We start from the raw sequence: 26,442 nt of genomic DNA on the forward strand, positions 1-26,442 counted from the left end.
ACTCCTTTGCTAACTGAATTTTTTCTCAAGCTTATTAAAGATAGTATTAATGCTAGCAGTAAACACAAGGCACAGTATGACCAAGAACGAAGCGATAGCACTACCATATCCATATTTAAAGGATAAGAAAGAACTGTTGTACATATGTGTAGAAATAACATCTGTAGCGTGAGCAGGTCCACCGGCTGTCATGACCATAACGAGATCAAAAGCCTGCAAAGACCCTATAAAGGCGAGTACGATAGATATTTTAAAGATTGGAATAATCAGTGGAAAAGTAATATATCGATCGGCTTTAAATCCATCAGCCCCATCAATCTTTGCCGCTTCATACAGCTCATCCGGAATATTCTGAACACCGGTATATTGAATCAGCAAATGGTAGCCAAAATATTGCCAAAGAGATACTGCATAAAGCGCGAACATCGCAATTTTAGGTTCTGTGATCCAATTATGAGTCCAGCTATCCAGCCCAAGAGAGATCAGGACGCCATTCAACATCCCGCCCATGGAGACAGGGTCATAGATCGTTTTCCAGAGCTGCCCAATGATTACCACCGACAAAATAACCGGTGTAAAGTAAATAGAAACTAAAGTGTTTCCTTTTCTCACGTACCGATTTAGCAGGATAGCCATCAACAAACAAAATGGAATTTCCACCATGGAAGCCACAGCATAGAGTAACGTTCTTTTTACAGATGGCCAAAACACTGGATCATGAAAAAACATCTCTTTGAAATTAGCAAGTCCAGCAAATGTTTTCGTAGTCGTAATTCCGTCCCATTGCAGCAATCCTGTATAAAAGGATACTAGGATAGGAGCAAACACCAAGCACACATACAAAAGCAGGCAAGGTAACACGAAGACGGCGATTGTGCGCGCTGGAACCTTTAGTACCTTCATTATTTTCGCCCCCTAGAATGTAAACACGATGCGAAGAAGCGTTTAAGCACCCTCGCATCGCGTTTTCAAAACCTTCTTATTTATTAGCTTCAAATGCGGTTTGATGTTCTTTAGCTACTTGAGCGGAATCCACTTTTTGAACAAAAAGATTTTGGATACTGCTTAGATGGACTTGTGCCGTAGCTGGGTTCATGGTGTTGTCAAAGGCCAAGTCGCCACCTTTAACCTGATTGAACAATCCTGAAATGTTGATCGCCAGATCAGAATATCCTGCGCCTTTCAGGTCTCCATCCACTTTTTGACCAATCCCTACAGCATTTTTAAGTTCAAATTGTTTTTTAGGAAGATTCAGTGTGAAGAAATTCAAGAAATCTTTCGTTTCTTGTAAATGCTCACTGTTTGCAGAAATCGCAAAGGCGCTACCTGGTGCGAGCATGAATTCATTTGGATCCCCTTTACCATTAACACTTGGGAATTGAAAGGCTCCTGCTTTACCAGCAACTGAGGAAGCGTCAATTGCACCCGTTTCCCATGAACCGATAACCCACATAGCGGCTTTACCGGATTTGAAGATATTACCACCTGCATTAGCATCGATGGAAGTTGCTCCATCTGGGAATGCACCTGCTTGCACGAGGTCTTGGAAACGATCTACAGCTTCTACGAAAGCAGGATCTTCAAATGTTTTTTTGCCATCAAGTACATCTTGAAGGAAACCAGGGCCTCCATTGGTGCGAAGCAGGATATTCATGAACAAGAATGAACCCGTCCATGAATCTTTTTCACCGATCGCGATTGGCGTAATGCCTTTTGCTTTCAAGGTTTTTACATCTTGGAGTAGTTCATCGAATGTTTTAGGAGTGTCTGCGATGCCCGCTTGCTCGAAGAGTTCTTTATTATAGTAGACTACCTCGATGTTATTACCATCTGGCAGTGCATAAACATTACCATCGAAGCTGTAGTAATCAAGTAGACCGGATTGATAAGTGTCTTTCAGTCCATTTTGATCCAGCATGTCATTCAGAGGAGCAAACAGCTTTGCATCAACGAATGGTTTCATTTGTGCAGCCGGGTTAACAATCGTAATATCAGGAATTTCTTTGGAAGCGGCTTGTGTTTTCAATTTGACCTTTTGCTGGTCCGTATTTAAAGTATCCAGTTCGATGTGAATGTTAGGGTTTTCTTTTTCATATTGGTCAACTAATTCATGAAGCATCTTATAAGAAGGTGTTGCTGGATCCGGGTAAATATTTTGAAAAGTAATCGTGACCTTCTTACCGCTTTCGGTTTTTGTAGTTCCGGCATCTGGAGCATTCGTAGCTGTATTTCCTTTCGACTCTGTAGCGCCTTTACTCTCGTTGTTGTTTGAATTTCCACACGCTGCCATACTTAAAACCAAAGCTGCTGATAACGCAATTGTTGAAGTTGCCTTCATTTTTTTGCTGACCATTGTTTGACGCCCCCTATTTTCGTTATAGGCTTATTATTGTACTGTTAAGCGCTTTCAACAAGGTGTCAAATTTAAGATATATGGTTTGTTTTTTCTAGAAAAATACAATATATGTCCGAACATAACGAAACACCCGCTAATTGGGGTGCTTCGATTAACAATATTTTCGATATTCTGTCTGGAAATTCGTTCAATCAGATGTTGTACCAAAATCGGTAATCTTAAGCTTTAGATCAAAGGTCACTGGAATCCGAGTAAATTCCTCGTCCCAATGATCCTTAATCTGTTTCCAGACATGAGGCTTTTTAATGCTAAACCAATCTCCGAATCCTGCTACATCCACTTTGTAAGTGGATTGCATTTTGTTGATAAGAGCATTGATTTGTTGGGTTAGTTTTTCTTCGAATATCTTCTCTAGTTCTTTGAAATAATCAACATCCGAGGAATGCGCATCAACATTCCAATCCTCTATTAGTCGTCCAGTGGACTCAATTGCAACATGAAAGGATATCTTCTTATCATCGGTCTCTTTCAGCGTAATCTTGCTCTTAACGGATTTAATCTCATAAGTAATCGAGTCGTTCGACTGATCATATGCTTTGAGGCTTCCTCCTCTTATATCCCCCTTGATCCAGGCAATACTCTCCACGTCATTTTGGTCGAGATTTCCGATCCAATGTCCTGTATCCCCCTTGATAATACCAGCTCCGGAAAATTTGATCTCACCTTGCGCCTGTATAACGTTCTGCAACACAAAGCTTTGCTTGGAGTACATCAGCGCATCTAGATTCGATAACGTTATGCCCTTCATAACTTTACTGGTTCTGAAATTGTTACGGACCATCTCCACCAGCCGGAAGGAAGGAATCTCCTCCTCAGTCGTCATAAGCGAATCGGACGCGAGCCCCTGGCTAAGAAATATGAGACAACTTGGACGGATATCGTTATCTCGGAGTACAAAATCCATTAACTGTCTGATCTTCGCCTTTTGCACTAGATCCTCTGATATGACGATAACCTTAAGGTGATGGCCTATAATCGGACGGTTCTTGCGAATGGAGAACTGACGGAATATTTCAAGCAGAGAATCCCCTGTTTCTGAAATATTGTAAAAATGGGTTTTGGTTTTTTCGCCTTCTTTACCGGAGTTCCCGATTGTTCTTTCAGGCACAATTTGTACGGTTGCCGTAAGTTTATTATGCTTTGGGTAGCTCCCTCCACGCTCCTCAAATTCCCGTTCGAGCGTTCTAGGTTCCCCCTTATCAAGCGCCAATCCTGTAATAACACTCAGGTCTTCAATCTCTTTACTGCTCCAACAACCAGGCTGCGTAAGCAGAATCATGAATATTATTAGTAAGTGTATTACCCTTTGTCTAAACATTCTGCTTGAGTCCTTTCTTCCTGATCAGTAATACGATCGACAATAACAGTGGCAACAACATAAAAATCAGCACACCCATATAGCCAATCGATTCACCAAGACTGAAGACATCGTTGATGCGTTGAGGAATCATCGTGCAGATGAAAATTACAGGCATTAGGGCGAACATAACCGGATGGATCTTCAGATTAAACACTTGCGAGATTCCAAGTGACGCATTAAAGAAAAAACTGCAAAAATTGCAGAACATCTGCATCAGCCATATGACTAACAAAGGAAATTCAAATCGCTCAAAAAAGAATCCTGAAATTTCCAAGCTTCGTACCAAATCTATCGTAGGCCAGGTACTGGTGATTACAGAATTGATGGACAGACCTCCAATAACCATCACAACAGTTACCAAATACAGTACCAACGGGATACAGAATCCGACCATCATCCCTTTCACCGCTTCCTGCGGATGCTCCATAAAGGCCGTCATGATCATAACAACCTCACATCCAGTAAAGATCAGGATGCCCGACTTCATCCCCCGAATGACCGGCATCAGGCCTTCACTCATAAAAGGGCGTAAATGATGGATATCAAATATTCTGGAGCTTAAGATAAAACAAATAATCAGGATAAAGATACTGATCGGAAACACAATTTGAAACACACGGGCAATGGAATTAATCCCCCCATACACCAAATAGGTGCCTACCCAGATGAACGGCATCACAATCGCCCAAATTGGAGTCCCTTCCAGAAGAAAGAACAACGTTACTTCCGCCAGTACTCGGATTTCGAAGCCCGCAACCACTATGAAATATAGAATCAGAAGGGAACTCAGTACACCGCCTGGGAGATTCCCTACGATTCTTTTGGAATACTGAAAGACAGTCTTACCAGGAAATTGCTGACTTAGCTTCACCATAATCATAATTACCATAAACACGACGACACCACCCAGCACCACAGAAACCCAAGCATCAGGAGTCTGTACAGCCTTGACAAGATCTCTTGGCAAGGTTAAAATTCCGGCACCCAGCATCGAATTGGTCAATACTATGGCAGCTTGCGAAGTTGTGATCTTGTCATCCGTACGTTTGAACACTGTGGTCTCCCCCTGCTCCTGCAAGAATACATTCTCTAGGATTTGCGATTTTTCTTCTGGGTCTTCAGCATCTCCGGTCTTCGCTTCATAATGGATAACGGTGCACGGATAAATAAATCCTTCCAGTCACTTACCCGAAAGGGCGAGATAGGTGTGATGTAAGGCACCCCGAAGCTTGAAAGGCGAGTCAGATGACTGCAAATCAGCAGGAAGAACAGGATGGTTCCGTACATGCCCAGAACCGCTGCAAATAACATGCCTGCGAATCGTAAGATCCGGAGGGTAATTCCAGCACTGTACATCGGTATGGAAAACGAAGAGATCGCTGTCACGGCTACGACAATTACTAGAAAGGGACTTACAATACCGGCCTGTACCGCGGCATCTCCAATGATCAGACCTCCGACAATCCCCATTGCCGGACCTATGGGCTTCGGCAGACGAATTCCAGCTTCACGTAAGATCTCAATGGAAATCTCCAGAATCAGTACTTCAATTAAAGCAGGAAAGGGTACACCTTGGCGTGCTTCAATTATGGAAATGGCCAGCTGAGTAGGAATTAGTCCCGGATGAAAGGAGATAAAGGAAATATAAAGCGCAGGGGCTAACAGCGCCAGAAATGCTGCGCAAAACCGTAACACCCGTAAAAGTGTACCAGGAAACCAGCGCTCATAATAATCCTCGGGAGACTGTAAAAGCATACTGAACGTCACTGGAACAATGAGTGCAAACGGTGTGCCGTCCAGCAAAATTGCAATTCTCCCCTCTAATAAAGAGGCAATCACTCGATCGGGTCTTTCTGTATTCTGTGTTTGCTGAAATGGACTTAAATAATCATCCTCGATTAGCTGCTCCACATAGCCAGATTCCAGAATAAAATCCATATCAATTTTGGAGATCCGTTCATTCACTTCCTGTAGCAGATCAGGATTTACAATGTTTTTCATATAAGCGATAACTAGACTCTTCTTAATTTCGCTACCCACTTCAACCCTTTTCATTTCCAGATTCTTATTGAGCCCTTGACGCCGAAGCATAGAGGTATTCTCACTGAGTACTTCGGTAAAGCCAATCCGAGGTCCCCGCAGTAAAGCTTCCGAGGTTGGCTCAGTAATTGCGCGCACTGCTCCATGTGGAAAGCCCACCAGAAGCATCTCACGCATGCCTTCGACAATCAGTGCAGTGTATCCAAACAGGACAGACTCCTGCAGATGGTCCAAATCTCTAGCATCACTAAGCTGAGCCAGCGGGAGCATAGTCTGTTTCATATAGGTGTATATTCCTTCCGATGCTTGCATTTCACCGGCAAACATCAGATTTTGCAGCACCTGTTGATTGATTAGCTCTTCATCCTGCATGCCCTCCACATAGACCAATGCGGCACGTGCCTGGATACCTTTGACTGAAAATTCACGAAAATGCACATCACTGTTCCCCCCCAAGGCCGTTCTTATCGCCGCTAGGTCGGTATCATAATCTTGCGTAAACACTGTAGACACACCCTGCTGCTGTTTTACTCCCTCATTGTCTGCCTTCTTATGTTCCTCCTGAGAGTCAGCTCCTGACTCCTTGGAGCGTCCGCTTCCAACATAAAAATACAAATGCTTGTAAAGGTAATATACCCCTATGGGAAAGAGCAGTGTGATGGCTGCCTGCATAAAAACTGTCCAATCTGGAATATAAGAGACTATTTTAGACCACATCGTTATCATCCTTTAATAGGAATCTTCTAGATACTATTCTCTGCCTGCCCTGTTTTTATACAACTTATGGAATAGGAGGAAAGTCTAGATCGGCGCAAGGAGATACACGTTGCTGTGCGTCCGAACATAAAGAGACGCCCGCATAAGCGGGCGTCTCGATTAAAAATATTTAAGATAGTTACTGTGGTTGCCGCCATTGTTTTAGTACTTCTAGCAGCCCTGGAACATCTAATCCATCCAAAGAAAAAGCTTTGCGCAGCAGCTCATGCGGGATGAACTCGTCATACTTTCCGAGGTAGGGTGCTTCATCTGGAGATAATAATGTTAAAGGATCAACGGCAGCCATACTCTCAGCGATGATCTCCGCTTCCAGCGTTTCTGCATCTGATTTGCCTGCAACCACCATATAATAAGGTTCCATCGGCGCGATAGATCGAAGTCCCTGTGAGCTCTTCAAATTGTTCTTAAGAAGGCGCTCTAGTGTACGGAATTGCCGACTACCCGCCCACGGTAAGATAAACATCGAATCTCCACCTGCCGGCATAACGGAACGTTCAAGCATTCCACTTTCCTTAGCTAAACGACGAGCTCGTTCAAGCCGCGCAGCCGCACTCGGAGCAAGATACGGATACAAGGATGTTGCGCCTAACACTTCACGTATTTTGGTCATAATTCGTGTATGCACATCCCCGCCCGCTCCAAGCCACAACGTATCCACTTTACCGCGTGAGGTTTTTACATAAACAGCTTTATGTCGATTATCGACCTCTTCTACCTTCCAGAGCTTCCCTGCCAGAGTAAAACAGTAACCCGGTGGTGGTACAGTTGTGATCGAGCCAATCTCTTCAGTCCCGTTATAGACAACATGCTCTTCATCGTCTTTGAAGACTGCGTAGAAGCGGAAGTTGTTCACGATCTTCTCCCCCGCCATCCCAATAATCAAGCTGCCTTCATCCATCTTCTCGATTTGTCCCATGCCCAGCATATAAGTCATGAAGGTATCGTAGTCCGCAGGATCAATGCTATTGAAGGAAGGTAAGCTTAGTACAGCCTCCTTTAAATCCTCCGGCTCCGCCTCCCCCATACTCTTTAATATGCTCATTGTCTGATGGTATAACAGCCCGACTGGCAGCTGGCGCACCACCAGTGGTTCAACCCACTTCTCGCGCACATATAGCTCAATAACCGCTATCGCTCGAAGCAGCGTCCAAGGCATCCGTGCCGGAAGCTGTGCTTCCTCATCCTCTTCCTCGGGCGTGACAAAGATCATCTCGGATGCGGCGTCACCACGCCTGCCCGAGCGGCCGAGTCGCTGCACAAAGCTTGCGCAGCTATAAGGAGCGCCGACCTGGAGCACCCGCTCCAGCTCTCCTAGATCAATGCCCAGCTCCAGCGTCAATGTCGCTGCCGCAACTGCAGGTCCGGAGCCTTGCCGCAGCGCGGCTTCCGTCTCTTCGCGGAGCATCGCGGAGATGCTGCCATGGTGAACGTGAAAAACATCCCGTTCACCACGCTTCGCGGCCGTTCTCCGCAGCTCAAGGGTTGCTGTCTCCGCATCCGAGCGGCTATTCGTGAAGATCAACGCTTTCTTAAGATGCGTATGATCATAAATGAAATCGTAATAAGACTGCTTCGCGCGTTCTAAATGCTCCGCCTGCACTTCATCCCGTGCATCCGGGAAAGAGAAATGCTCCACACTTAAACGGAGCTTACGCCCGCCCTGTGGAGCGGACACCTCTACGCTCTCCCGCGTCCCTGCCGCCAGCCACTCCGTTACCGAAGCATAGTCGCTAAGCGTAGCCGATAGACCGATTCTACGCGGATGACAGCCCGCCATTCGTGAGATTCTCGCCAGCTGACTCAGAACCTGAATCCCCCGATCAGCACCCATAAAGGCATGCACCTCGTCAATGACAATATATCGGAGATCATGAAACAGCGCCGGGATAGCATTCGGACGGTTCATCAATAGTCCTTCAAGCGATTCAGGGGTAATCTGTAGCACGCCGGAAGGATTCTGCACCAGTTTCGTCTTATCGGCTTGCGGAACATCCCCATGCCAGTGCCATACCGGAATATTGCCTTCACGGAGCAAATCGTTCAGCCTTGTAAATTGATCGTTAATCAATGCTTTCAGCGGAGCGATATACAGAATACCAACCGAACCGGAAGGACGTTCATACAGCTCAGTAAGCGCTGGAAAAAAAGCCGCCTCTGTCTTACCTGAAGCTGTACCCGAAGCAATCAGTAAGTGATGCGGTGTATCAAACAGCACACGACAGGCATCCACCTGCGCCTCACGCAAAGTCTCCCAACGGTTCTTATAGATAAACTCTTTAATAAAGGGAGCCAGCCTATAAAACGGATTATCACTCATAATTCAAACTCCGCGAGGAATCCATCTAACTCATTTTGTTCAGTATCAGCAGGTTTAGAGGTTCGTTCGCCCACTAGCTTCTCGAAAGAGATCTCCGGATGCTGGTGTAAGGTGTGAAGTAGATCCATGAAATCACGCACCACTTCACGCGGTGTCAGGAGCTCGTCTGCCCCTAATCTGCCCACAGCTTCTTCCATAAAATGAACCAATTGCTCCTGTGTTAACTGTGCTTCGTAACCATAATGAAGGGCATGGATATCTCTAAGTTTTTGCAAAAGGATCAGAATTTCTTCATGTGAGAGCATGTCCAGTGCAATAATAGGCCCTGTATAATTGTTCAGACCTGCTGCGCCGTATCTTCCTGCAACTAATCTTGAACGCAGCGCTTCATAACTAAATAATCCACGCCGTCCATCCTCCACAAATTGCGGAGTCCCCCCTATAAAAATTCCTAGGCTTTCTGCCTTGCCCTGCATCGTATCGTTGAACATCGTAAGCAGCTTTTCATAGTTACTCTGACGCGAGATACTATTCGTGATTTTGTAGAGGTTGACGCCTTCGTCTATGAACAGCAGCAGTCCCTTATAACCGATAGCAGAAGTGAATTCTGCCCACAGCTTCATATAATCATACCAATTATCATCATCAATAATCACGCCAACACCAAGTGCTTTTCGTGCTTCCGTTCGAGTAGCGAACTCACCTCTTAGCCAGCGAAGGGAATCCTGCTTCAATTCATCGTCAGCGAGCTTATGGGCATTCCAATAAGAAGCCAGCACTTTGGCAAAATCAAATCCATGTACCAAACCGCGCATTTCGGAGGCTACAGCATAGATTCGTTTCTCTACCTCGTCTCCAAGCTGGGGGTGATCAGGGCCATATTCATTCTCTTGCATCACAGACTGCTGAAGCGTAATGATCCATTTTTGCAAAATAATCTCCAGAGCGCCTCCATCTGGACGCGTCCGGGTAGACAAATGACTCATCAGCTCTCGATATGTAGCAAGACCTTGTCCTTTCGTTCCCACTAATCTTCGTTCAGGGGATAGATCCGCATCGGCTACTACAAAATCCCGATCCATTGCATAATTACGGATCATCTGCAAAAGAAAGCTTTTGCCGCTACCGAATTTGCCGGTAATCAGCTTAAAAGCAGCTCCACCCTCCGCAATATTATCCATATCTCTCAATATCGCTTCAATCTCTGGCCTGCGGCCAACGGCTATATGCTCTAGTCCGATACGCGGAACCACACCGGCTGTCAGTGAATTGACTAGCGCTGTCGTCATGCGTTTGGGTATTTTTAAACCATTCATCCAAAGTTCACCCCATTAAATATTAAGCAGATGAATTTTATATTCTTCTGCAATTTCTTCACCATCTATGATCAAATCACCTAGAATGTTCATTGCGATATCATTGATCTCATCAATCAAGAGTTCTGACATCGTGCCATTTGCAGCCGCTAGCTTCTGAATGGTTTGTGTTCCATCCTCGTTCATAAGCGCAATCAGGGCTTTGTGTTGGAGTGGACTTAAAGCATTAGAGAACTGCTCCCACTCCGTATCTACGTTAGCAGATTGAATTTCTTCTATAGTTAATTCAGGCTCAAGAGACTGAAGCGGTACAATGATTTCATCTTCAATATCTTCAAATTCTTCTTTTTCTACTACTTCTTCAAGCTCGGATTCCTCATTAGTAATCTCAAAACCGCTATCCTCAAGTTCTTCCAGCTCATTCATTTCCTCAACCGTAAGCATGGTTCGTACAATCTCGGAATCACTCTGCAGCCTTTCAAGCTTCTCACGATCAATAACTACTGCCGGCCCCTTATCTTCCTGTTTCTCTTTCTCAAATTCCCGCTTCAGAAAACGAGTGATAAGGTCATCCATATCTGCATCCACATTAACCCCTTTGAGCCGTCCTCGATACCCCAGCAGTTCCCGTAATTTATTCTCAGTCAAACGGAATAGCCTTGTAATTAAACTGCGAATCGGTGGAGATTTACTGATACGCACAACCGGTATAAGTACTGAATAACCATATAGCGAAATATCATATACGGCGCTACGAAATAAATAACGCTCCCGCATTACTGAGGGGCCTGGTGGGAACATTTCAACCAAATTCGAGCCATGTTTCCTACTGACATAAGCGTTGATTAATGCCACTACCTGTGGAATATATCGTTCGAGGGCTTCTTTACCTTCCCCCATATAAAACTTCGATTTACTAATATCGTAGTCCGACATTGCTGTTAATACCGTAAAGGTTAACTGCTCAGGAGCTACAGTAAGACATCTCTCTAACTCTAGCTCTGCCAGATCTCCGGCAAGACCGCGTGAACGAGCAACGATTAAAGATAGAGGCACATCCAAATGATGAACAAACGAGAAGTCCGCGATCCAACCACCCAAATATTGATCCAGACGTTTATAATTTTCACGATAAGCTTCCCAGATTTGACTGAGCTGCTTATAGCCATCATAAGGATCTTGCCAGCCTACACCATTAATAAGCTCATACACGTGCAGAAAAATATATGAAAGATCCGTTTTCGGATATCTACCCTGTCTAACTTCATTGCGCCAATAAAAATACCATCTACTTTGCGTGCCCGTCATATGACCATACGTTGGCCAGTAACTCTTAAAAGGAATAAATAGCGCCGAATCCTCGGTTCTATGTTCCAACTCCTTCGCTCTAGCTACAAACTGACCTTCGGTAGTTGTCACAGGCTCCGGCGTGTCGGTCTCCAGATCCCAAAGCTGAAGCTGTAAAGAAGGTTCAGACGACACTTTAGGCTTCCCTACATTTGCAGTAGATAATTTTGGCAGCGCTGGTTCTGATGAATTTCGCGGGGGAATAGGAACGTTTTGTTCCGTACTTTCCCAGACTAATTCCGTGAAATGAGGCTGATTCCTATCCTTACTCATGTTCGATCGCTCCGTTCTTATAAAAGAAGGACTAATGCAAGCATAACGCCTTCTTTGCGGGGGCCCTAAAAATATAGTTTCTAATGTTAAAAAAAACGGCCCTGTTCACAACTGTGAAGGAACCGTTTTGTTCTTATTAAATTTTAGCATTGTTGGTAGATTAACATCAAGTATGTAATGAAGAATTATCCTTTACAGGAGCTCCGTTCCCTTTGTCTCTTTTCCTAGGAAGAGCACCGCTAACGCACCGATAATAATCGTTACAAAAAATAACATGAAGATCGAGCCAATCGCTATAGATTTACCTACCAGCACCCCTACTAACAAAGGAGCGATGATGCCGCCAATCCGGCCAAAGGAAGTCGCTAAACCAGCGCCTGTTGAGCGAATAGTTGTTGGGTACAACTCTGGTGTATAAGCGTACATGCCACCCCATGCTCCGAGATTAAAGAACGATAAGCAAATCCCGGCCGCCATCAGCATGCCTTCTGTAGTTGCATTTCCGAACCATGCCGCACTAACGGCAGTGAACAGCATATAGATGACCAGGACAAACTTACGTCCGAACTTTTCGATGAAGTAAGCGGCAGTAAAGTAACCCGGCAGCTGAGCTAACGTCATGATAAGCACGTATTCGAAGCTTTTAACCAAGCTGAAGCCTTTAAGTACCATAACTGTAGGCAGCCATAGAAACATCCCATAATACGAAAACACTACAGTAAACCATAAAATCCACAGCATAATCGTAGAACGACGATACTCTGGTGACCATACTGTTGTGATACGTTTTTTCAAGGACACAGGCGCCTTCTTGATCTCAGCAAACTTCGGTGAATCGTCTATAGCACGTCTTAAGTATAGAGCGTATAGAGCTGGAACAGCACCAATACCGAATGCTACACGCCAGCCATAATCAGGAATAACAAAGAATGCAATTAAAGCAGAAGCGATCCATCCAACCGCCCAAAAGCTCTCCAACAGCACAACCGCACGGCCTCTCTCACGGGCAGGCATACTTTCAGACACTAATGTTGAGGCGACGGGCAGCTCCCCACCTAGTCCAAAGCCAGCGATAAATCTAAGTACACAGAGTATTCCGAAGCCTGTTGCAAAAGCCGATAACCCACTCGCAGCCGAGAAAATTAGGAGTGTCCATAAAAGTATCGGTTTACGTCCAAAACGATCGGCTAATATCCCTGCTGCCGCAGCACCCACAGCCATACCCACGGAGTTAATACTTGTCAATATACCTATCTGCTCCGGTCCCAGATTCCAATCCTTGGCTAAAGCCGCTACAACAAAAGAAATCATCCCGACATCCATCGCGTCGAACATCCAGCTTAAGCCTGCACTGAAGAGTAATTTCCTTTGCTTCGGATTCCGCAGCAGTGTCATTTGATTCACTTCTAAGCCCCCTTATATCCAACATATATCTTATGAAACTTACTTTTGATTGTTTCACTTATACATATTAAAATTGAAGCGTTCAAAAATCAAGAAATAAAGCTGCATTAAAGTATTGTCTGGCAAGCGATTGAAAATAACAGGTCTGAACAGCTATCGTGGCTATCAGAAGTATGTTGCGGACAGACTCTCTCTGAGATCTCGTAAGATGCGTCAGCCGATTGATCACACGATCTGTGGAACTTCTAAGCAGGGAATCTTCTTTCCAGGAGAACTCCTTGTGTAAAAGTTGATCTACTTTACATTGGGTTTGTATAGTTGGATTGCTCTTGATTTCTTCAAACAGCCCAGCATATGCGTAATACAACTTCGCCGGTTCTATAAGATCATCATCGTCTCGATCTGGCTTTAAGAACATTAATCGGAATAGCTGACGAATACTTTCGAAATTTAGGGCCGATTTGAGATCATCGATCATAAACAGAAGTGCTGCCTGATTAACTGAATACTTCTTTCCTTCTCTTGGAGAACCGAGATACTCCTTAAAATCACGCTTCACCCAATTTTGCATAGTAGTCACAGTCAAGGTGGAATACTCTATTAGATGGCCTAATGAAGCAATTTCACCGAGTGAAAAGCCTTTTACATCATGCCCCTTAATGATCTTTTGAAAAATGGGTGGAACATCTGTAGATAAAAAAGCGGGTAACGAAGTCCCCTTTTGTACTTCATCAAGATGAAATTTAGTCCATGCCTCTTGGAGGATATTCAGCGGTTTCCGGTCTGATAATCCGGTCAATGAGAGCAGAAGACTGGACATCTCCACACGAGTCAATGCAAATGATTCCATATCTGTTTCCCTCCACCATTTGATATTTCTCTGAAAAGTTCGTAGAATAGTTCATAAGAACTCATAATATGAGTATAACCTATTTTAGGAACGAAAGGGATGGTAAAGATTATATGGGTATAGGACTTAGTTTGACGTTGGTGGCTATTTTGATTATTTTAACCGCTTTTTTTGTAGCAACGGAATTTGCATTGGTGAGACTTAGAGGTAGTCAGATCAGTCAAATGGTGATCGAGGGAAAGAAGAACGCGCTAGCTGTACAACGAGTGTCTGCTAATCTTGACGGATACTTATCTGCTTGTCAGCTTGGGATTACAATCACTGCACTGGGTATTGGTGCACTGGCAGAGCCAGCGTTTGAGCAGTTGCTCCTTCCGGTATTCGACTGGGCTAATATTAGTCCAAGTGTGAGTCACCCTCTTGCGTTCTTATTCGCATTCGTCATTGCAACATTCCTACACGTCGTTGTCGGGGAACTTGCTCCGAAGACAGTAGCTATAAACATTCCGGAAAAAATCGGTCAAATTACATCACCGCTGATTATTTGGTTCTACAGAATTTTGTACCCACTCATTTGGTTTATGAATGGTTCCGCAAATCTGCTTGTTCGCCTTTTCGGGATGAAGCCTGCCAGTGAGCATGGAGACGCTCATAGTGAAGATGAGATTCGTTTGATCTTATCCGAAAGCTATGAAAGTGGAAAAATCAATAAAGCTGAATATGGCTATGTCAACCGTATCTTTACTTTTGACGAGATGTTGGCCAAAGAAATCATGGTTCCACGAACGGATATGGTATGTCTTTTCACCAATCATTCATTGAAAGAAAATTTCGAGATTATTCGTAAGGAACAATATACTCGCTTCCCGGTTGCAGAAGGTAGCAAGGATAATATCATCGGAATGATTAATACGAAACAGCTTTATTTGCAATATGACAATAACCCTGATTTTGATTTCAAAGGCTTGATTCAGCCAGTCCTAACCGTATCTGAGGTAACACCTGTTAAGAACCTTTTAACACGTATGCAGTTGGAGCGGGTGCATATCGCCCTGCTGCTTGATGAATATGGTGGAACGTCTGGACTCATCACGATTGAAGATATTTTGGAAGAAATCGTTGGTGAAATTCGAGATGAATTTGACGGTGATGAGCGCAGAGAAGTTGAGAAACTAAGCGATACAAATTATCTGTTCGATGGTAAGGTATCTTTAATTGAGGTCAAGGAGCTTACCGGTCTTGATTTCGAACATGAGGAAGTGACAACGATTGGAGGCTGGTTATACAGTCATATCCCAGATCCGGCCGTTGGCAAAAGCATTGTACATGACAACGTAACCTTAATCATTCGTGAAATGAACAGATACCGTGTACGCAAGGTTGAGGTCATCATTGAGACCACTGGTGACACTGAATCGTTAGAGCTTGAGAATTCATAAGCTTTTAATCATAAAAAAAAGGATAGAGTTATCAGATTAAATCTGATCCTCTATCCTTTTTTCTTTTATCAAAATCTTACTCATGTAATATTCATCTATCCATTGGCCATCAATTACAAGTGATTTTCTTTTCGTCCCTTCGATCTCAAACCCATTTTTGATATATAGCGACATAGCTAGCTCATTATGGGTCATAACTGTTAACTCTAACCGGACAATTTCAGTATTCTTAGCCCATACATCCAGTTCTTTGAATAGCCCCGTACCAATCCCCTGACCTTGATGCTGTCTTAGAACTCCAATGACTATGTACGCACTATGGCGATTGCGTCTAACATTTCCACCTCTAACCGACATAAAACCTATCAAATGGTTATCAACCTCAGCACCAATAAGGATTGAAGTATTTGCTAAAGCGAAGCTTTCGATCATCTCTTTGACCTGATTTAGACTGGATTGTCGTTCATCCGGCTCTAATAACATAAATTTGGATTCCTGATCCAACTGATGCTGTAATCGAAGTAATTCTTCTGCATCCTCTGGTATAAGCACTTTAAGTGTAACCATCATATCATCACTTCCAATCATAAATAGCTATAAGTACTTTTTGAACAGCTTACTGGAGCTGCTATTGTATCCAAGATGCTCGTAAAATTGATGTGCATCCTCTCTTCTGACCGCACTCGATAGCATGATCTTAAGGGCGCCCCTAGAGGTGGCTACGTGCTCAGCGTATCTCATTAGTTTCGCACCGTATCCTTTCCCTCTCACCTCTTGTGATATGATGACTCTTTCAATGACAGCAAAGGGTCGATCGTCACATAAAGCATCCATACATAAATGAAGATGAAGCGTCCCAACAATAGTCCCTTCTTCTTCGTACACATAAAGAAAACTATCCGTATTGTCAGCTATCCGCTTCAGTCGATCCGGTGACACTTGTATAGCTGTCTGCTCAGGCAACAACATTCGATATAAGTTTTCAATATACGATGCGTCTTCAGGAACAGCCTCTCTTATCATTTGTTTATTCCTTTCTTAATCGTTCTTAACAACGGCAGACCATGATAACATTGCCATTCGGATCTTTAAAATTAAACCAATGGTCATGCTCGATATCCGTAAGAATCTCCCCGCCATTTGCTTTCACATAGTCATAAGCAGCATCAATATCCTCGGTATTTAGATGAAAAGAGGGGATATTAAGAACGGACTCAGAAGTGTAAATTTTGCTGTCTAATACGATTTCTGGTCCTTGCATGGGGATCACGTATAGATGCCCGAATAATACTTCACCATCCAAAGGCAAACCAAGCAATTGGCAATACCATTCTTTGGATTTCTCAATATCCTTTACCGGAATAAAAACTGCACCAATCTGATTCAGAATCGGACTTACCACCATTAAGAAAGCCTCCTCTTTAAAGTTGCAGAATAGGGTGTTATTCTAGAATAATTCGATAAAATATGTCAATTACCTCCCTCCACTTAGGGAAGGTCTGGCAAGTTATGTTATAATTTTGTGTGCACTACTCTAATTTCACGTATGACAGGAGAATTGAATTGGCTAATCTGAACTTCGGTGGATTGAAATTAACTCCACCAAAAGTCTTATCACTAGGATTTGTAATACTTATCACTGCCGGAACTTTTTTACTTAGTTTGCCGGTCGCCTCAGTAGAAGGGCATATTTCTTTTATTGATGCATTATTTATGGCTACATCGGCAACCTGTGTTACAGGTCTGGCAGTCATTGATACGGGCACACAGTTGACTACTTTTGGACAAGTTGTTCTACTCGTATTATTTCAATTTGGGGGATTGGGTTTTATTACGATGGCCACCTTGATTACTTTGGTCCTTAATAAACGAATATCCTTTAAAGAGCGAATTCTTATGCAAGAATCTATGAACCAGAATTCCATGCAAGGTATTGTCCAGTTGATCCGCAGAGTCCTGATCTATTCCCTTGTTATTCAGCTCACAGGTGCCATCATGTTTGCTGGTAGGTTTATGATGGATATGCCTTTCGGGAAAGCTGTATATTATGGAATTTTTCACAGCATATCTATTTTTAATAATGCAGGCTTTGATTTATTCGGTGACATTCATGGGCCCTTTAGTGGACTTACTCGTTTTGTAAATGATCCTATAGTGAATTTCACCTCAATGATCCTCATCTTTCTTGGAGGGGTCGGTTTTATCGTCCTATCTGATGTTTTTGACTTTCCAAAACGCAAAAAGCTTACTCTACATTCTAAGGTTGTTCTTTCGACCTCTATGATATTGATTGTCATTGGGGCTGCTCTATTTTTCTTACTAGAATTTAATTCTACGCTGAAGCCCTTGAGTGCAGGTGGAAAGATGATGGCTACATTTTTACAAGCGATAACACCACGTTCAGGTGGCGTCACTACAATTGAAATTCCACTGATGCGGGAATCAACGCAATTTCTAATGATTCTGCTAATGTTCATAGGGGCTGCGCCTGGATCTACTGGTGGGGGAATTAAGATTACTACGTTCGCTGTTCTAGTGGCTGCGGTTTCTGCAAGACTAAGGGGTAAAGAGGATATTGTAATGTTTCGTCATCGGATTGCCAAAGAAAATGTCTATAGAGCCGTGACGATGACATTGATGTCTCTAATGTTAGTGGTCATTGCTACGATGTTGTTATCTGTGACAGAAAAGGCTGACTTTCTTGCTGTACTCTTTGAATCCGTATCTGCATTCGGGACTTCTGGTCTCTCCATAGGACTTACTCCAGAATTGACTACGGCGGGTAAAGTGCTCATTATTTTTCTAATGTTTCTGGGTCGGACAGGTCCGCTTACTCTAGCTTATGCACTCAAACCTAAGGGTAGTAAGGAACTTTACAGATATCCTGAAGGTAAGATTACAATCGGATAAGGCGAGATGTAACCAGCGGCAATGAATATTGCCGCTGGTAATCAATCAACACTTGTATGTTTTACTCTTCAACGATCTCTTGTTTATCTAGTGCGGCATCAAGCAATTGATTGTATACATCGTCATCATTTTCAAGTAGCGCGTCAGTTTCTAAGAACTGCTCTTCACTTCCAGGCTCACCAGCAAAGCTTAGGCTGTAATCCCATTCCGTTCCTCTTGTACTGAAAAAAGTAATCTCATATGGAGCCTTATGGTTTTCGAGAGTAAATATCGTCCTCCCTACATAGCTTTTATCCTCTTTACGGCTCATTTCAGCACTTACGATCTCTAAATTCATCCGCTAATCTTCCTTCCATTCTCAAATCATTTCCCCTTTCAGTATAGCATTGAAATGAATGTAATTCCTCAATTTACACTGTAAATTCCATGTAATTGACTTTTTTCATCCGGCGGTTAATAATTTAGTACAATACTTGTAAAGTACCAAACTATTAGTAATTGGAGGAAATATCGATGACTGATTTCGAGGCAAAGCTTAGTAAATATGCAGATTTAGCTGTGCAAATTGGGGTTAACGTTCAACCAGGGCAAATTCTGGTGGTGAATGCACCGATTCTTGCAGCTGATTTCGTTCGTATGATTACCGCCAAGGCATATGCGATTGGAGCAAGCTTGGTGAAGGTGAACTGGAGTGATGCAAGCATTACACGCCAGCAGTTTGAACATGCTGCACCAGAAGTGTTCACTGAGCCTCCTACTTGGTACGCAGGTGAAATGACCGAACTCGCCGAGAAGGGTGCAGCTATTCTTAACGTGATCGCGGAAGATCCTGATGCACTTAAAGGTATTGATCCTGTACGCATTTCAAATTATCAAAAAGTACGGGGAGCCGCACTCACCAAATATCGTGAAATGCAAATGTCCGACAAAGTTAGCTGGAGTATTGTTGCCGTACCTTGTCAGGCTTGGGCGGATAAAGTATTCCCGAATGTTCCAGCTGAAGAACGTGTAAGTAAGCTATGGGAAGCTATTTTCCACACCGTACGTCTTGATCGTGAAGATCCAGTAGCTGCATGGCAAGAACATCTCGACACCTTAGATCAAAAAGCAAATGTACTCAACGCAAAAAAATATAAGAAACTGCATTACATAGCACCTGGTACGGACCTAAGCATCGAGCTTCCAGAAGGTCATATTTGGGCACAAGGTGACAGCATTAATGCGAAAGGTCATTCTTTTGTAGCCAATATGCCTACCGAGGAAGTATTTACCGCTCCTCTAAAGACTGGTGTAAATGGCACCGTACGAAGTACCAAACCTCTTAGCCATGGCGGCAACATTATCGATGGATTCTCTATTTCTTTTGAGAACGGACGAATTGTTAGTGTTAGTGCAGAGCAAGGACAAGAAGCACTAGAGCACCTCATTAGTATGGATGAAGGAGCAAAATACCTAGGTGAAGTTGCATTAGTTCCGCATAAGTCCCCTATCTCAGAGTCCAATATTCTTTATTACAATACCTTGTTTGATGAGAATGCATCCAATCACCTAGCTATAGGTATGGCTTATGCTTTCTGTTTAGAAGGCGGTAAAGATATGACTCCGGATGAACTGATTGCACATGGATTGAATAATAGCGTTACCCATGTGGATTTCATGATCGGTTCTGCGGAGATGAATATTTACGGGATTACTGCTGATGGAACAGAAGAACCTGTATTCCTGAATGGAAACTGGGCGTTCTAATAACTGTAAATATGAAATAAAGACTAGAGATATTGAAAGGAGTAGAAACTATGTTGGATTTCAAGCAAAAACTGGAGAATTATGCATTGCTGGCAGTGAAGATTGGGGTTAATATCCAACCTGGACAGACCCTTGTTGTAAATTCCGACATCGTTTCCGCAGAACTAGTGCGTCTTGTAGTACGTAAAGCTTATGAAGCGGGTGCAAAGCTAGTCAAGGTTAATTATAGTGATGAGGTTGTTACACGTACTCGTTATGACCTCGCTCCATCCGATTCCTTTTTGGAACCACCACAATGGCAAGCAGATGAATTGGAAGATCTGGCTAAAAAAGGTGCAGCATTTCTATCGATAACTTCAACGAATCCAGATCTATTGAACGGTGTTGAATCAGGAAGAATTGCAGATAATCAGCGGATCTCTGGACAAACGTTAGCTCCATATCGTGAATTGTTAATGGGGAATCACGTAAGCTGGAGTATTGTAGCATTCCCATCAGCATCGTGGGCGGCAAAGGTATTCCCTGAAGCATCACCTGATCAGCAGATTGATTTTCTATGGGATGCTATCTTTAAAGCTACACGTGCGGATCAGGCTGATCCTATTCAAGCATGGAGTCAACATTTAGATGGTCTAAAAGCACGTTGTACTAACTTGAATGATAATAAGTTCCGTAAGCTGCACTATACAGGACATGGAACCGATTTGACGATTGAACTACCAGAAGGCCATATCTGGTGTCAAGCCGGAGCTGTCAATGGCAAAGGTGTCCCTTTCCTAGCCAATATCCCTACAGAAGAAGTATTTACTGCCCCGCTGAAGTCTGGTGTGAATGGTAAGGTAAGCAGCACTAAACCGCTAAGCTATGGGGGTAATCTTATTGATAATTTCACTCTTACCTTTGAGAACGGCAAAGTAACGGATTTCACCGCTGAAAAAGGTTCAGAAACGCTTGCTTCCCTTATCGCGTTAGATGAAGGCTCTGCTTATCTTGGAGAAGTCGCTTTGGTGCCTTTCCACTCCCCGATCTCCGAGAGCGGAATTCTATATTACACCACATTATATGATGAGAATGCCTCCTGCCATTTGGCGTTAGGTGCAGCATATGCCTTTACCCTTCAAGAGGGTACGACAATGACCAAAGAACAATTGCAGACAAAAGGAATGAACCAAAGCCATACACATGTTGATTTTATGATGGGTTCACCTGAAATGAGCATTGATGGTATTAAGGATGATGGAACAACCGTACCTATCTTCCGTGATGGAGATTGGGCTTAAATTGTTCGCTTAAATTATTGAATAAATAAAATGCCAAACAACCTGCTTGGTTCCTCTTCCGAGGACAAAAGCAGGTTGTTTTTTATTGCATACTAGATATCCAGAAAATAAATAGCCCAAATTTGAATAAAAGTTCAATATTTGTTCACACTATTGTTGATTTCCGTTCACAAATATGTCACAATACAGTTAAGGATCTAATTTCCAAGGAGGGGATTATCATGTTGAGAGACCCAATATCCAATGAAATTGACAGCGTTGAAGAAGAACAGCTCGAAATTCAAGCACCGGTGGATTCAAGAATTGTTGCATCTAATGCAATCAAATATACCGCCTATGTTATGCTGTTTTTCGGATTCTTGTATTTCCTGATTGCTTACTTGGCACCTATGTTGGAACAATAATGTGATGGATATGATTTTATTAGAAAACGCTTACGGTTAATCACTCTCATGGGAGTAGTGGTTAACCGTTTTTATTTCCATGAAAATGCTTTGTTCGTCCAGGCTATTGCTGAAGGCGACCATATACCATTCATTTTGGAATGTAGCCAAGCTATCGCCTCTTCTCTATCGCCTTCAAATGAGGAAAGACCGTTATCTTCCATCCAGTGGCTTACAGTCTCAAACGAGGTACTGCTCCAGCCATTTTTCTCACCTTCTGCATTTTGGCGTTCTTTTACACCTGAAATAACGATGTCCAGCGATGCCTGAAGCTCCGTAACCGCATTATCATAAGCCGTCTTCTTTTCTTTAGCCTTCATATCAGCTTCAACACGAAGTATACGCGTATCAATCCCTTGATGTTCACGGATAATTTGCAGTAAAGTCATTGCTTCTCTGCTGGCCAATCCGTCATTATAACGTTGTTCTATAGATTTAGTACTTCCTACAGCTGACACAAATGCTGGAAACCACTCCCTAGAGACCAAGATAGCTTTCTTCTTAACAAATTTACCGTATCCAGCCAGGCCTTCAGAAGGAAACCTTACACGCCATGACCATGGATCTAGCTCTGAACCCGTATGCCAATTCTCCGCTTTCGTTAATCCATTTAAAGATGGGTGCTCAGGAATCAGAGTGGCAAGCGGCAAAATCCCAATCTTGGTAATGATTTCTGCAGTTTCCTCAAAGGTGATAACACTTTCCTCTTCATATCCCTTATACATCACAACATCATCTCCTATGTGCTCCATTATTTAGACTTCATATTTCCGATCCCAGCAATATAAGTACTGATGAGCCGAGATAGGCTTACATTCGTATCAAGCGCCATTCCAAAACCGCCCTTTTGTTCCAAAGAGGCAAAGCCATGCAGAATGCTTCGTAACCCGCGTACTGCATGAATTTCTCCTTCCTCACCCAATTGATAATCCTTCATCACATGAATGATAAGCTTCAAAATATGATCACTTGCCGTTTCCAGCTCCGTATTTGCCTGTTCAGGGGCTCGCAACGTTGTCTCGTATAATCCAGGTCTGCTTCTAGCAAAGTCCACATACGCTCGCCCCATCGCCTGTACAGCAGCGTCTCCACTAAAGCCTTTAGCTGCGTTGTTCATTGCATTGGAAAGCTCGCCTAGTCCATAAATCGCAAGTTGTGTGCGCAATTCCTGTAGCCCGTTAATGTGATTGTATAAAGACGGAGAACGAACACCTAATTTGTTAGCCAATGCGGCTAAGGTTACGGCCTCTATTCCTTCATGATCGGCGATTTCTGCTGCTGCAATAACTAGCGTACGACGATCTAATCCTGCTCTAGGTGACATTTTAATTACTCCTATCTTGAATCATTTGTGCTTTGTGTATAGCTTTCTCCATCGTTTGCACTGGGTTTCTAAGTAAGTCTCCATGGCCAGTAGCCAGTATAGTCGGGGAAGCCTCTAGAAGCTTAATCGCACTTTTTAATGCTTGATCTTTACTCCAGGTTGCCATAGCCGGAAACGGAAACCAAGGAATTACGGTTCCTGAAACTGCGGTTCCCCGGAAGGTTTGAAAAGCATCTCCAACAATAACAGCGCCGCTTCGTGTATCCATGAAAGACATAGATCCAGGAGTATGACCAGGAGTTAAAATTGCTGTTAATGAACCAATGGTATCCCCATCATAGAGCAATACATCTGGTCTCGTTGCTACCTTCTTGGGTACGCCTCCCTTTATAGGGGTCTGAGGTTCTCCCTCACGAAGGGAACGATCTCCACTAAGCAATGCTGCATCCCTTTCTGAAATGTACACCTGAGCCTCTGAAAGCTGTCTCTTTAGCTCATCCAGTGCACCTATATGATCGTCATGAGCATGCGTCAATATAATACGAGTGATCTTTTTATCAAGCTTCGCTGCGGTATCTATAATTCCTTTTACACTGAACGGCATTGCCGCATCTATCAAAGTCAACTCATTCTCTTCCTCAATGATGTAACAATTCACAGGAAACACTCTTGGCATCCAAGTTAGCTGTAATAAATGACCTTCACGCGTTACTCTCATCATTACCCCTCCATAAAACTAATGGTATTAGCTTAAATATAAACTAATCATATTAGTTTTACAAGAGTGAATTATTAGTTTTCTTATCCATCTAGACTTTTGTCCGCATTTTTATTAGATCTTTTAATAATGAACCACTGAATCCATGTTATCCCAACGAAAAATATAACGGAACCCACAAGGGTGCTCATGATACTTTTAGCAATATCCAACTCCCCGGCTTCTCTAAAATCAGATAGGAACATTAAAGCGGCCCATATTAACGTACTGACAGCTCCCCCAATTAAATTGATTTTCTTATACCATCTTACATCGCCTTCGCCTTCTTTACTCGGTAGCAGATATATTCCATTTTTGACGGAACGAACAGTTATATACAAACACCCTGCCATCACAATCACAAACATATCAAACCAATACTTAATGTCCCATTGCAGAATAAACACTTTTACCAAAAGACTAACCATAAAGCCCACGAACACAATCATAAAACCATGCGTACTAAACTTCTGAATTTCGCTGATAATCCGCTCATCCTTAATCCTTGTCCTGCTCACCCTTATTCCTCCCAAAAAATATCGTTTAAAGATCGATCCAATGCCTTGCAGATAGCTATGCACAACTTAAGCGTTGGGTTATAGTTCCCGGCTTCAATCAGACCAATCGTCTGTCTTGTAACCCCTACAACTTCCGCTAACTGTTCTTGGGAAAGATCTTTTTGTATACGAGCCAGTTTCATCTTGATGTTCTTGTTCTCCCCCACGCTTTTCCCTCCTTATTTAAATTCATTCACTTAACCAAATTGTAATCAATATCATTCATTATGTACATTATATATTGCTATAAACATTTATCGCGATATTCCTATCAACCATTCGACATTAGGAGCTTAAACTTACAACAAAAAAGCACCCCTTCGGATGCTTCGGATATATATTCTTTTAATATTCATTATTCAAATACCGTAAAACCTTCTGCTTATTCCACTACATCGTTCTCTGGATAGCTATCAATGATCTTCAGCAGTTCAGAAGCATCAGTGCGTGGACGGCTGTCTGGCACAGTCTCCGGGTATCCGGCATGGATCATAGCTATGATCTTCTCTCCTGGCTTCACACCAATTTTGTTACGGAATTCAGGATTATTGATATAAGGATCGGTCTTCCAAATCGTTCCCACGCCTTGCTCCCAAGCTGCTAGCTGGAAGTTCTGCACAAGTGCTGACGCTGCTGCAAAATCCTCATCCCACTCTCTCTGCCGAGGATCCTCAGGCATCACCACAATTAACGTTAATGGAATATTTGAGATATATTCTTTTCGCTTAGCAGCCACTTCAGGATCAGAAAAAGCACGTTTCACAAAAGCAAATGCCGCTTCAGCCAAGAACTTTGTACCATCACCTTGAAAAGCAATAAATCTCCACGGCTCACGTACCCCATGATTCGGCGCCCATACAGCTACATTTAACAATTCCTCTAAGAGACCTTGCGGCAGTGGATCTTTTTTAAAAAGCTTAATAGAGCGTCTTTCTCTTATTACTTCAGCTACGCTATTCTTTTGAGTCGGTTGAGTTTGTGTCATGAGATCCACTCCCTATAATAATGATAATCATTATCATTAATGATACAGTATCTATCTGCCATTTGCAAATAATAGAAACAAAAAACACCGTTCCCTAAGGAACGATGTTGAAAGGCTTCAGCCGAAACGACCCATGATATATTCTTGTGTCATTTGATTCTCTGGATTAGTAAAAACCTTATCCGTCTTATCGTATTCTATAAGGGATCCCAGATAGAAGTAAGCTGTATAATCAGAAATCCGTGCAGCTTGCTGCATGTTGTGCGTCACAATTACAATACGAAGCTCTTCTTTTAACTCCTTGATGAGCTCCTCTACTTTACCAGTGGAAACCGGATCTAGTGCGGATGCTGGTTCGTCCAAGAGTAGAATTTGTGGGTTAACTGACAACGCTCTTGCAATACAAAGGCGCTGCTGTTGTCCACCGGACAAAGCTAATGCTGAATCTTTTAACCGGTCCTTCACTTCATCCCACAACGCTGCTTTACGAAGGCTGCTCTCTACAATCTCATCGAGTGCTTTTTTTCCTTTCACCCCATGGTATTTCGGTCCAAAGGCGATGTTATCATAAATGGATTTATAGAACGGATTGGGTTTTTGCCAAACCATACCGATCTTCTGACGCAGTTTGATAACGTCTGTGCCAGGAGCATTAATATCAACGCCATCAATCCAGATGCTTCCTTTGGTTGTTGATCCGGAGATTTCGTCATTCATACGGTTCAGTGAACGAAGAAAGGTTGATTTACCGCAGCCGGATGGGCCGATCAGTGCAGTAACCGTATTTTCAGCAAAAGGAAGACTAATCCCCTTTACAGCCTCATATGTTCCATAAAAAATACTCAGGTCCTCGGTTTGAAAAGATTCACGCACTGCTGTTGCCGACGTTCCCATCGATTAC

26 protein-coding genes are annotated in these 26,442 nt (G+C 43.1%); 5 read left to right on the plus strand and 21 right to left on the minus strand.

Annotated features, from left to right (window positions below):
• Positions 1 to 9: 9 nt before the first annotated feature.
• The 10 genes from MKY19_RS15910 to MKY19_RS15955 form a co-directional block, all read right to left on the minus strand.
• Positions 10 to 903, minus strand: coding sequence for a sugar ABC transporter permease (locus MKY19_RS15910; protein WP_042188566.1), 894 nt, complete (start codon positions 901 to 903; stop codon positions 10 to 12).
• A 76-nt stretch (positions 904 to 979) separates the two neighbouring features.
• Positions 980 to 2,353 (minus strand): extracellular solute-binding protein, encoded by a 1,374-nt coding sequence (locus tag MKY19_RS15915; protein WP_042188568.1) that lies wholly within the window; start codon positions 2,351 to 2,353, stop codon positions 980 to 982.
• 190 nt (positions 2,354 to 2,543) lie between these two features.
• On the minus strand, positions 2,544 to 3,734 hold the full coding sequence (locus MKY19_RS15920) for a Ger(x)C family spore germination protein (RefSeq protein WP_339795976.1): 1,191 nt from the start codon (positions 3,732 to 3,734) through the stop codon (positions 2,544 to 2,546).
• Entirely contained in the window at positions 3,727 to 4,830 is a 1,104-nt protein-coding gene (locus MKY19_RS15925) for a GerAB/ArcD/ProY family transporter (protein ID WP_339264930.1), read from the minus strand. Before MKY19_RS15925 ends, MKY19_RS15920 begins: the two co-directional genes overlap by 8 nt.
• A gap of 35 nt (positions 4,831 to 4,865) precedes the next feature.
• Positions 4,866 to 6,533: a spore germination protein gene (locus tag MKY19_RS15930; protein WP_339795980.1), complete on the minus strand. Its 1,668-nt coding sequence runs from the start codon at positions 6,531 to 6,533 to the stop codon at positions 4,866 to 4,868.
• 178 nt (positions 6,534 to 6,711) lie between these two features.
• The gene (locus MKY19_RS15935) at positions 6,712 to 8,910 is read right to left on the minus strand and encodes a DEAD/DEAH box helicase (RefSeq protein WP_339795982.1); all 2,199 of its coding nucleotides are present in this window, start codon (positions 8,908 to 8,910) and stop codon (positions 6,712 to 6,714) included.
• Positions 8,907 to 10,226: an ATP-binding protein gene (locus tag MKY19_RS15940; RefSeq protein WP_149647456.1), complete on the minus strand. Its 1,320-nt coding sequence runs from the start codon at positions 10,224 to 10,226 to the stop codon at positions 8,907 to 8,909. Before MKY19_RS15940 ends, MKY19_RS15935 begins: the two co-directional genes overlap by 4 nt.
• Positions 10,227 to 10,241: 15 nt before the next feature.
• Positions 10,242 to 11,846: a TerB N-terminal domain-containing protein gene (locus tag MKY19_RS15945; protein ID WP_339264936.1), complete on the minus strand. Its 1,605-nt coding sequence runs from the start codon at positions 11,844 to 11,846 to the stop codon at positions 10,242 to 10,244.
• Positions 11,847 to 12,038: 192 nt separating this feature from the next.
• Positions 12,039 to 13,250, minus strand: a complete 1,212-nt coding sequence (locus MKY19_RS15950; RefSeq protein ID WP_143759352.1) for an MFS transporter — start codon at positions 13,248 to 13,250, stop codon at positions 12,039 to 12,041.
• An 82-nt stretch (positions 13,251 to 13,332) separates the two neighbouring features.
• Positions 13,333 to 14,100 carry a DUF1836 domain-containing protein gene (locus MKY19_RS15955; protein WP_339264938.1) on the minus strand — a complete coding sequence of 256 codons (768 nt, stop codon included), beginning with the start codon at positions 14,098 to 14,100 and terminating at the stop codon, positions 13,333 to 13,335.
• A 113-nt stretch (positions 14,101 to 14,213) separates the two neighbouring features.
• Between MKY19_RS15955 and MKY19_RS15960 the strand changes: the two genes are divergently transcribed.
• Positions 14,214 to 15,539, plus strand: coding sequence for a hemolysin family protein (locus MKY19_RS15960; RefSeq protein WP_339804348.1), 1,326 nt, complete (start codon positions 14,214 to 14,216; stop codon positions 15,537 to 15,539).
• Positions 15,540 to 15,575: 36 nt separating this feature from the next.
• On the opposite strand, the gene MKY19_RS15965 is transcribed toward MKY19_RS15960, so the two are convergent.
• Genes MKY19_RS15965 through MKY19_RS15975 form a run of 3 tightly spaced genes read right to left on the minus strand, consistent with a single transcriptional unit; the run spans position 15,576 to position 16,941 of the window.
• A complete protein-coding gene (locus MKY19_RS15965) occupies positions 15,576 to 16,109 on the minus strand; it encodes a GNAT family N-acetyltransferase (protein ID WP_339795986.1) in 534 nt (177 codons plus the stop codon).
• Between the two features lie 24 nt (positions 16,110 to 16,133).
• Complete coding sequence (locus MKY19_RS15970) at positions 16,134 to 16,562, minus strand: GNAT family N-acetyltransferase (RefSeq protein WP_339795989.1); 429 nt, start codon at positions 16,560 to 16,562, stop codon at positions 16,134 to 16,136.
• Positions 16,563 to 16,587: 25 nt separating this feature from the next.
• A complete protein-coding gene (locus tag MKY19_RS15975; RefSeq protein WP_042193979.1) occupies positions 16,588 to 16,941 on the minus strand; it encodes a VOC family protein in 354 nt (117 codons plus the stop codon).
• 161 nt (positions 16,942 to 17,102) lie between these two features.
• Between MKY19_RS15975 and MKY19_RS15980 the strand changes: the two genes are divergently transcribed.
• Positions 17,103 to 18,449, plus strand: coding sequence for a TrkH family potassium uptake protein (locus MKY19_RS15980; RefSeq protein ID WP_339795992.1), 1,347 nt, complete (start codon positions 17,103 to 17,105; stop codon positions 18,447 to 18,449).
• Positions 18,450 to 18,510: 61 nt separating this feature from the next.
• Here the strand turns inward: MKY19_RS15980 and MKY19_RS15985 are convergent, their stop codons facing one another.
• Complete coding sequence (locus MKY19_RS15985; RefSeq protein ID WP_042188584.1) at positions 18,511 to 18,786, minus strand: hypothetical protein; 276 nt, start codon at positions 18,784 to 18,786, stop codon at positions 18,511 to 18,513.
• A 176-nt stretch (positions 18,787 to 18,962) separates the two neighbouring features.
• On the opposite strand from MKY19_RS15985, the gene MKY19_RS15990 reads away from it, so the two are divergent.
• The 3 genes from MKY19_RS15990 to MKY19_RS16000 all read left to right on the plus strand — a co-directional run bounded on the left by MKY19_RS15990 (position 18,963) and on the right by MKY19_RS16000 (position 21,879).
• Positions 18,963 to 20,195 (plus strand): aminopeptidase, encoded by a 1,233-nt coding sequence (locus tag MKY19_RS15990; RefSeq protein ID WP_339795997.1) that lies wholly within the window; start codon positions 18,963 to 18,965, stop codon positions 20,193 to 20,195.
• A 50-nt stretch (positions 20,196 to 20,245) separates the two neighbouring features.
• Complete coding sequence (locus MKY19_RS15995; RefSeq protein ID WP_339796000.1) at positions 20,246 to 21,475, plus strand: aminopeptidase; 1,230 nt, start codon at positions 20,246 to 20,248, stop codon at positions 21,473 to 21,475.
• A gap of 221 nt (positions 21,476 to 21,696) precedes the next feature.
• On the plus strand, positions 21,697 to 21,879 hold the full coding sequence (locus MKY19_RS16000; RefSeq protein WP_042128123.1) for a hypothetical protein: 183 nt from the start codon (positions 21,697 to 21,699) through the stop codon (positions 21,877 to 21,879).
• Positions 21,880 to 21,950: 71 nt separating this feature from the next.
• Here the strand turns inward: MKY19_RS16000 and MKY19_RS16005 are convergent, their stop codons facing one another.
• The 7 genes from MKY19_RS16005 to pstB form a co-directional block, all read right to left on the minus strand.
• Positions 21,951 to 22,643: a hypothetical protein gene (locus tag MKY19_RS16005; RefSeq protein WP_042188588.1), complete on the minus strand. Its 693-nt coding sequence runs from the start codon at positions 22,641 to 22,643 to the stop codon at positions 21,951 to 21,953.
• Positions 22,644 to 22,669: 26 nt separating this feature from the next.
• Positions 22,670 to 23,242 (minus strand): TetR/AcrR family transcriptional regulator, encoded by a 573-nt coding sequence (locus MKY19_RS16010; protein ID WP_042188592.1) that lies wholly within the window; start codon positions 23,240 to 23,242, stop codon positions 22,670 to 22,672.
• 1 nt (position 23,243) lies between these two features.
• Positions 23,244 to 23,960, minus strand: a complete 717-nt coding sequence (locus MKY19_RS16015; RefSeq protein WP_339271676.1) for an MBL fold metallo-hydrolase — start codon at positions 23,958 to 23,960, stop codon at positions 23,244 to 23,246.
• An 83-nt stretch (positions 23,961 to 24,043) separates the two neighbouring features.
• Positions 24,044 to 24,517, minus strand: a complete 474-nt coding sequence (locus MKY19_RS16020; RefSeq protein WP_339796003.1) for a DUF6773 family protein — start codon at positions 24,515 to 24,517, stop codon at positions 24,044 to 24,046.
• A 2-nt stretch (positions 24,518 to 24,519) separates the two neighbouring features.
• The gene (locus MKY19_RS16025) at positions 24,520 to 24,699 is read right to left on the minus strand and encodes a helix-turn-helix transcriptional regulator (RefSeq protein ID WP_042132222.1); all 180 of its coding nucleotides are present in this window, start codon (positions 24,697 to 24,699) and stop codon (positions 24,520 to 24,522) included.
• Positions 24,700 to 24,938: 239 nt separating this feature from the next.
• The gene (locus MKY19_RS16030; RefSeq protein ID WP_076283615.1) at positions 24,939 to 25,541 is read right to left on the minus strand and encodes a nitroreductase; all 603 of its coding nucleotides are present in this window, start codon (positions 25,539 to 25,541) and stop codon (positions 24,939 to 24,941) included.
• Positions 25,542 to 25,658: 117 nt separating this feature from the next.
• On the minus strand, positions 25,659 to 26,435 hold the full coding sequence (gene pstB / locus MKY19_RS16035) for a phosphate ABC transporter ATP-binding protein PstB (protein ID WP_042188599.1): 777 nt from the start codon (positions 26,433 to 26,435) through the stop codon (positions 25,659 to 25,661).
• Between the last annotated feature and the right edge of the window lie 7 nt (positions 26,436 to 26,442).

Source organism: Paenibacillus sp. FSL R5-0744, from assembly GCF_037972555.1.
Lineage (GTDB): Bacteria > Bacillota > Bacilli > Paenibacillales > Paenibacillaceae > Paenibacillus_AQ.

Excerpts from the sequence above, each read along its gene's own strand:
- MKY19_RS15910 (WP_042188566.1), bottom strand. The coding sequence starts at position 903 with ATGAAGGTACTAAAGGTTCCAGCGCGCACAATCGCCGTCTTCGTGTTA.
- MKY19_RS15915 (WP_042188568.1), bottom strand. The coding sequence starts at position 2,353 with ATGGTCAGCAAAAAAATGAAGGCAACTTCAACAATTGCGTTATCAGCA.
- MKY19_RS15920 (WP_339795976.1), bottom strand. The coding sequence starts at position 3,734 with ATGTTTAGACAAAGGGTAATACACTTACTAATAATATTCATGATTCTG.
- MKY19_RS15930 (WP_339795980.1), bottom strand. The coding sequence starts at position 6,533 with ATGTGGTCTAAAATAGTCTCTTATATTCCAGATTGGACAGTTTTTATG.
- MKY19_RS15935 (WP_339795982.1), bottom strand. The coding sequence starts at position 8,910 with ATGAGTGATAATCCGTTTTATAGGCTGGCTCCCTTTATTAAAGAGTTT.
- MKY19_RS15940 (WP_149647456.1), bottom strand. The coding sequence starts at position 10,226 with ATGAATGGTTTAAAAATACCCAAACGCATGACGACAGCGCTAGTCAAT.
- MKY19_RS15945 (WP_339264936.1), bottom strand. The coding sequence starts at position 11,846 with ATGAGTAAGGATAGGAATCAGCCTCATTTCACGGAATTAGTCTGGGAA.
- MKY19_RS15955 (WP_339264938.1), bottom strand. The coding sequence starts at position 14,100 with ATGGAATCATTTGCATTGACTCGTGTGGAGATGTCCAGTCTTCTGCTC.
- MKY19_RS15960 (WP_339804348.1), top strand. The coding sequence starts at position 14,214 with ATGGGTATAGGACTTAGTTTGACGTTGGTGGCTATTTTGATTATTTTA.
- MKY19_RS15965 (WP_339795986.1), bottom strand. The coding sequence starts at position 16,109 with ATGATGGTTACACTTAAAGTGCTTATACCAGAGGATGCAGAAGAATTA.
- MKY19_RS15970 (WP_339795989.1), bottom strand. The coding sequence starts at position 16,562 with ATGATAAGAGAGGCTGTTCCTGAAGACGCATCGTATATTGAAAACTTA.
- MKY19_RS15985 (WP_042188584.1), bottom strand. The coding sequence starts at position 18,786 with ATGAATTTAGAGATCGTAAGTGCTGAAATGAGCCGTAAAGAGGATAAA.
- MKY19_RS15990 (WP_339795997.1), top strand. The coding sequence starts at position 18,963 with ATGACTGATTTCGAGGCAAAGCTTAGTAAATATGCAGATTTAGCTGTG.
- MKY19_RS15995 (WP_339796000.1), top strand. The coding sequence starts at position 20,246 with ATGTTGGATTTCAAGCAAAAACTGGAGAATTATGCATTGCTGGCAGTG.
- MKY19_RS16000 (WP_042128123.1), top strand. The coding sequence starts at position 21,697 with ATGTTGAGAGACCCAATATCCAATGAAATTGACAGCGTTGAAGAAGAA.
- MKY19_RS16005 (WP_042188588.1), bottom strand. The coding sequence starts at position 22,643 with ATGTATAAGGGATATGAAGAGGAAAGTGTTATCACCTTTGAGGAAACT.
- MKY19_RS16010 (WP_042188592.1), bottom strand. The coding sequence starts at position 23,242 with ATGTCACCTAGAGCAGGATTAGATCGTCGTACGCTAGTTATTGCAGCA.
- MKY19_RS16015 (WP_339271676.1), bottom strand. The coding sequence starts at position 23,960 with ATGAGAGTAACGCGTGAAGGTCATTTATTACAGCTAACTTGGATGCCA.
- MKY19_RS16025 (WP_042132222.1), bottom strand. The coding sequence starts at position 24,699 with ATGAAACTGGCTCGTATACAAAAAGATCTTTCCCAAGAACAGTTAGCG.
- MKY19_RS16030 (WP_076283615.1), bottom strand. The coding sequence starts at position 25,541 with ATGACACAAACTCAACCGACTCAAAAGAATAGCGTAGCTGAAGTAATA.
- pstB (WP_042188599.1), bottom strand. The coding sequence starts at position 26,435 with ATGGGAACGTCGGCAACAGCAGTGCGTGAATCTTTTCAAACCGAGGAC.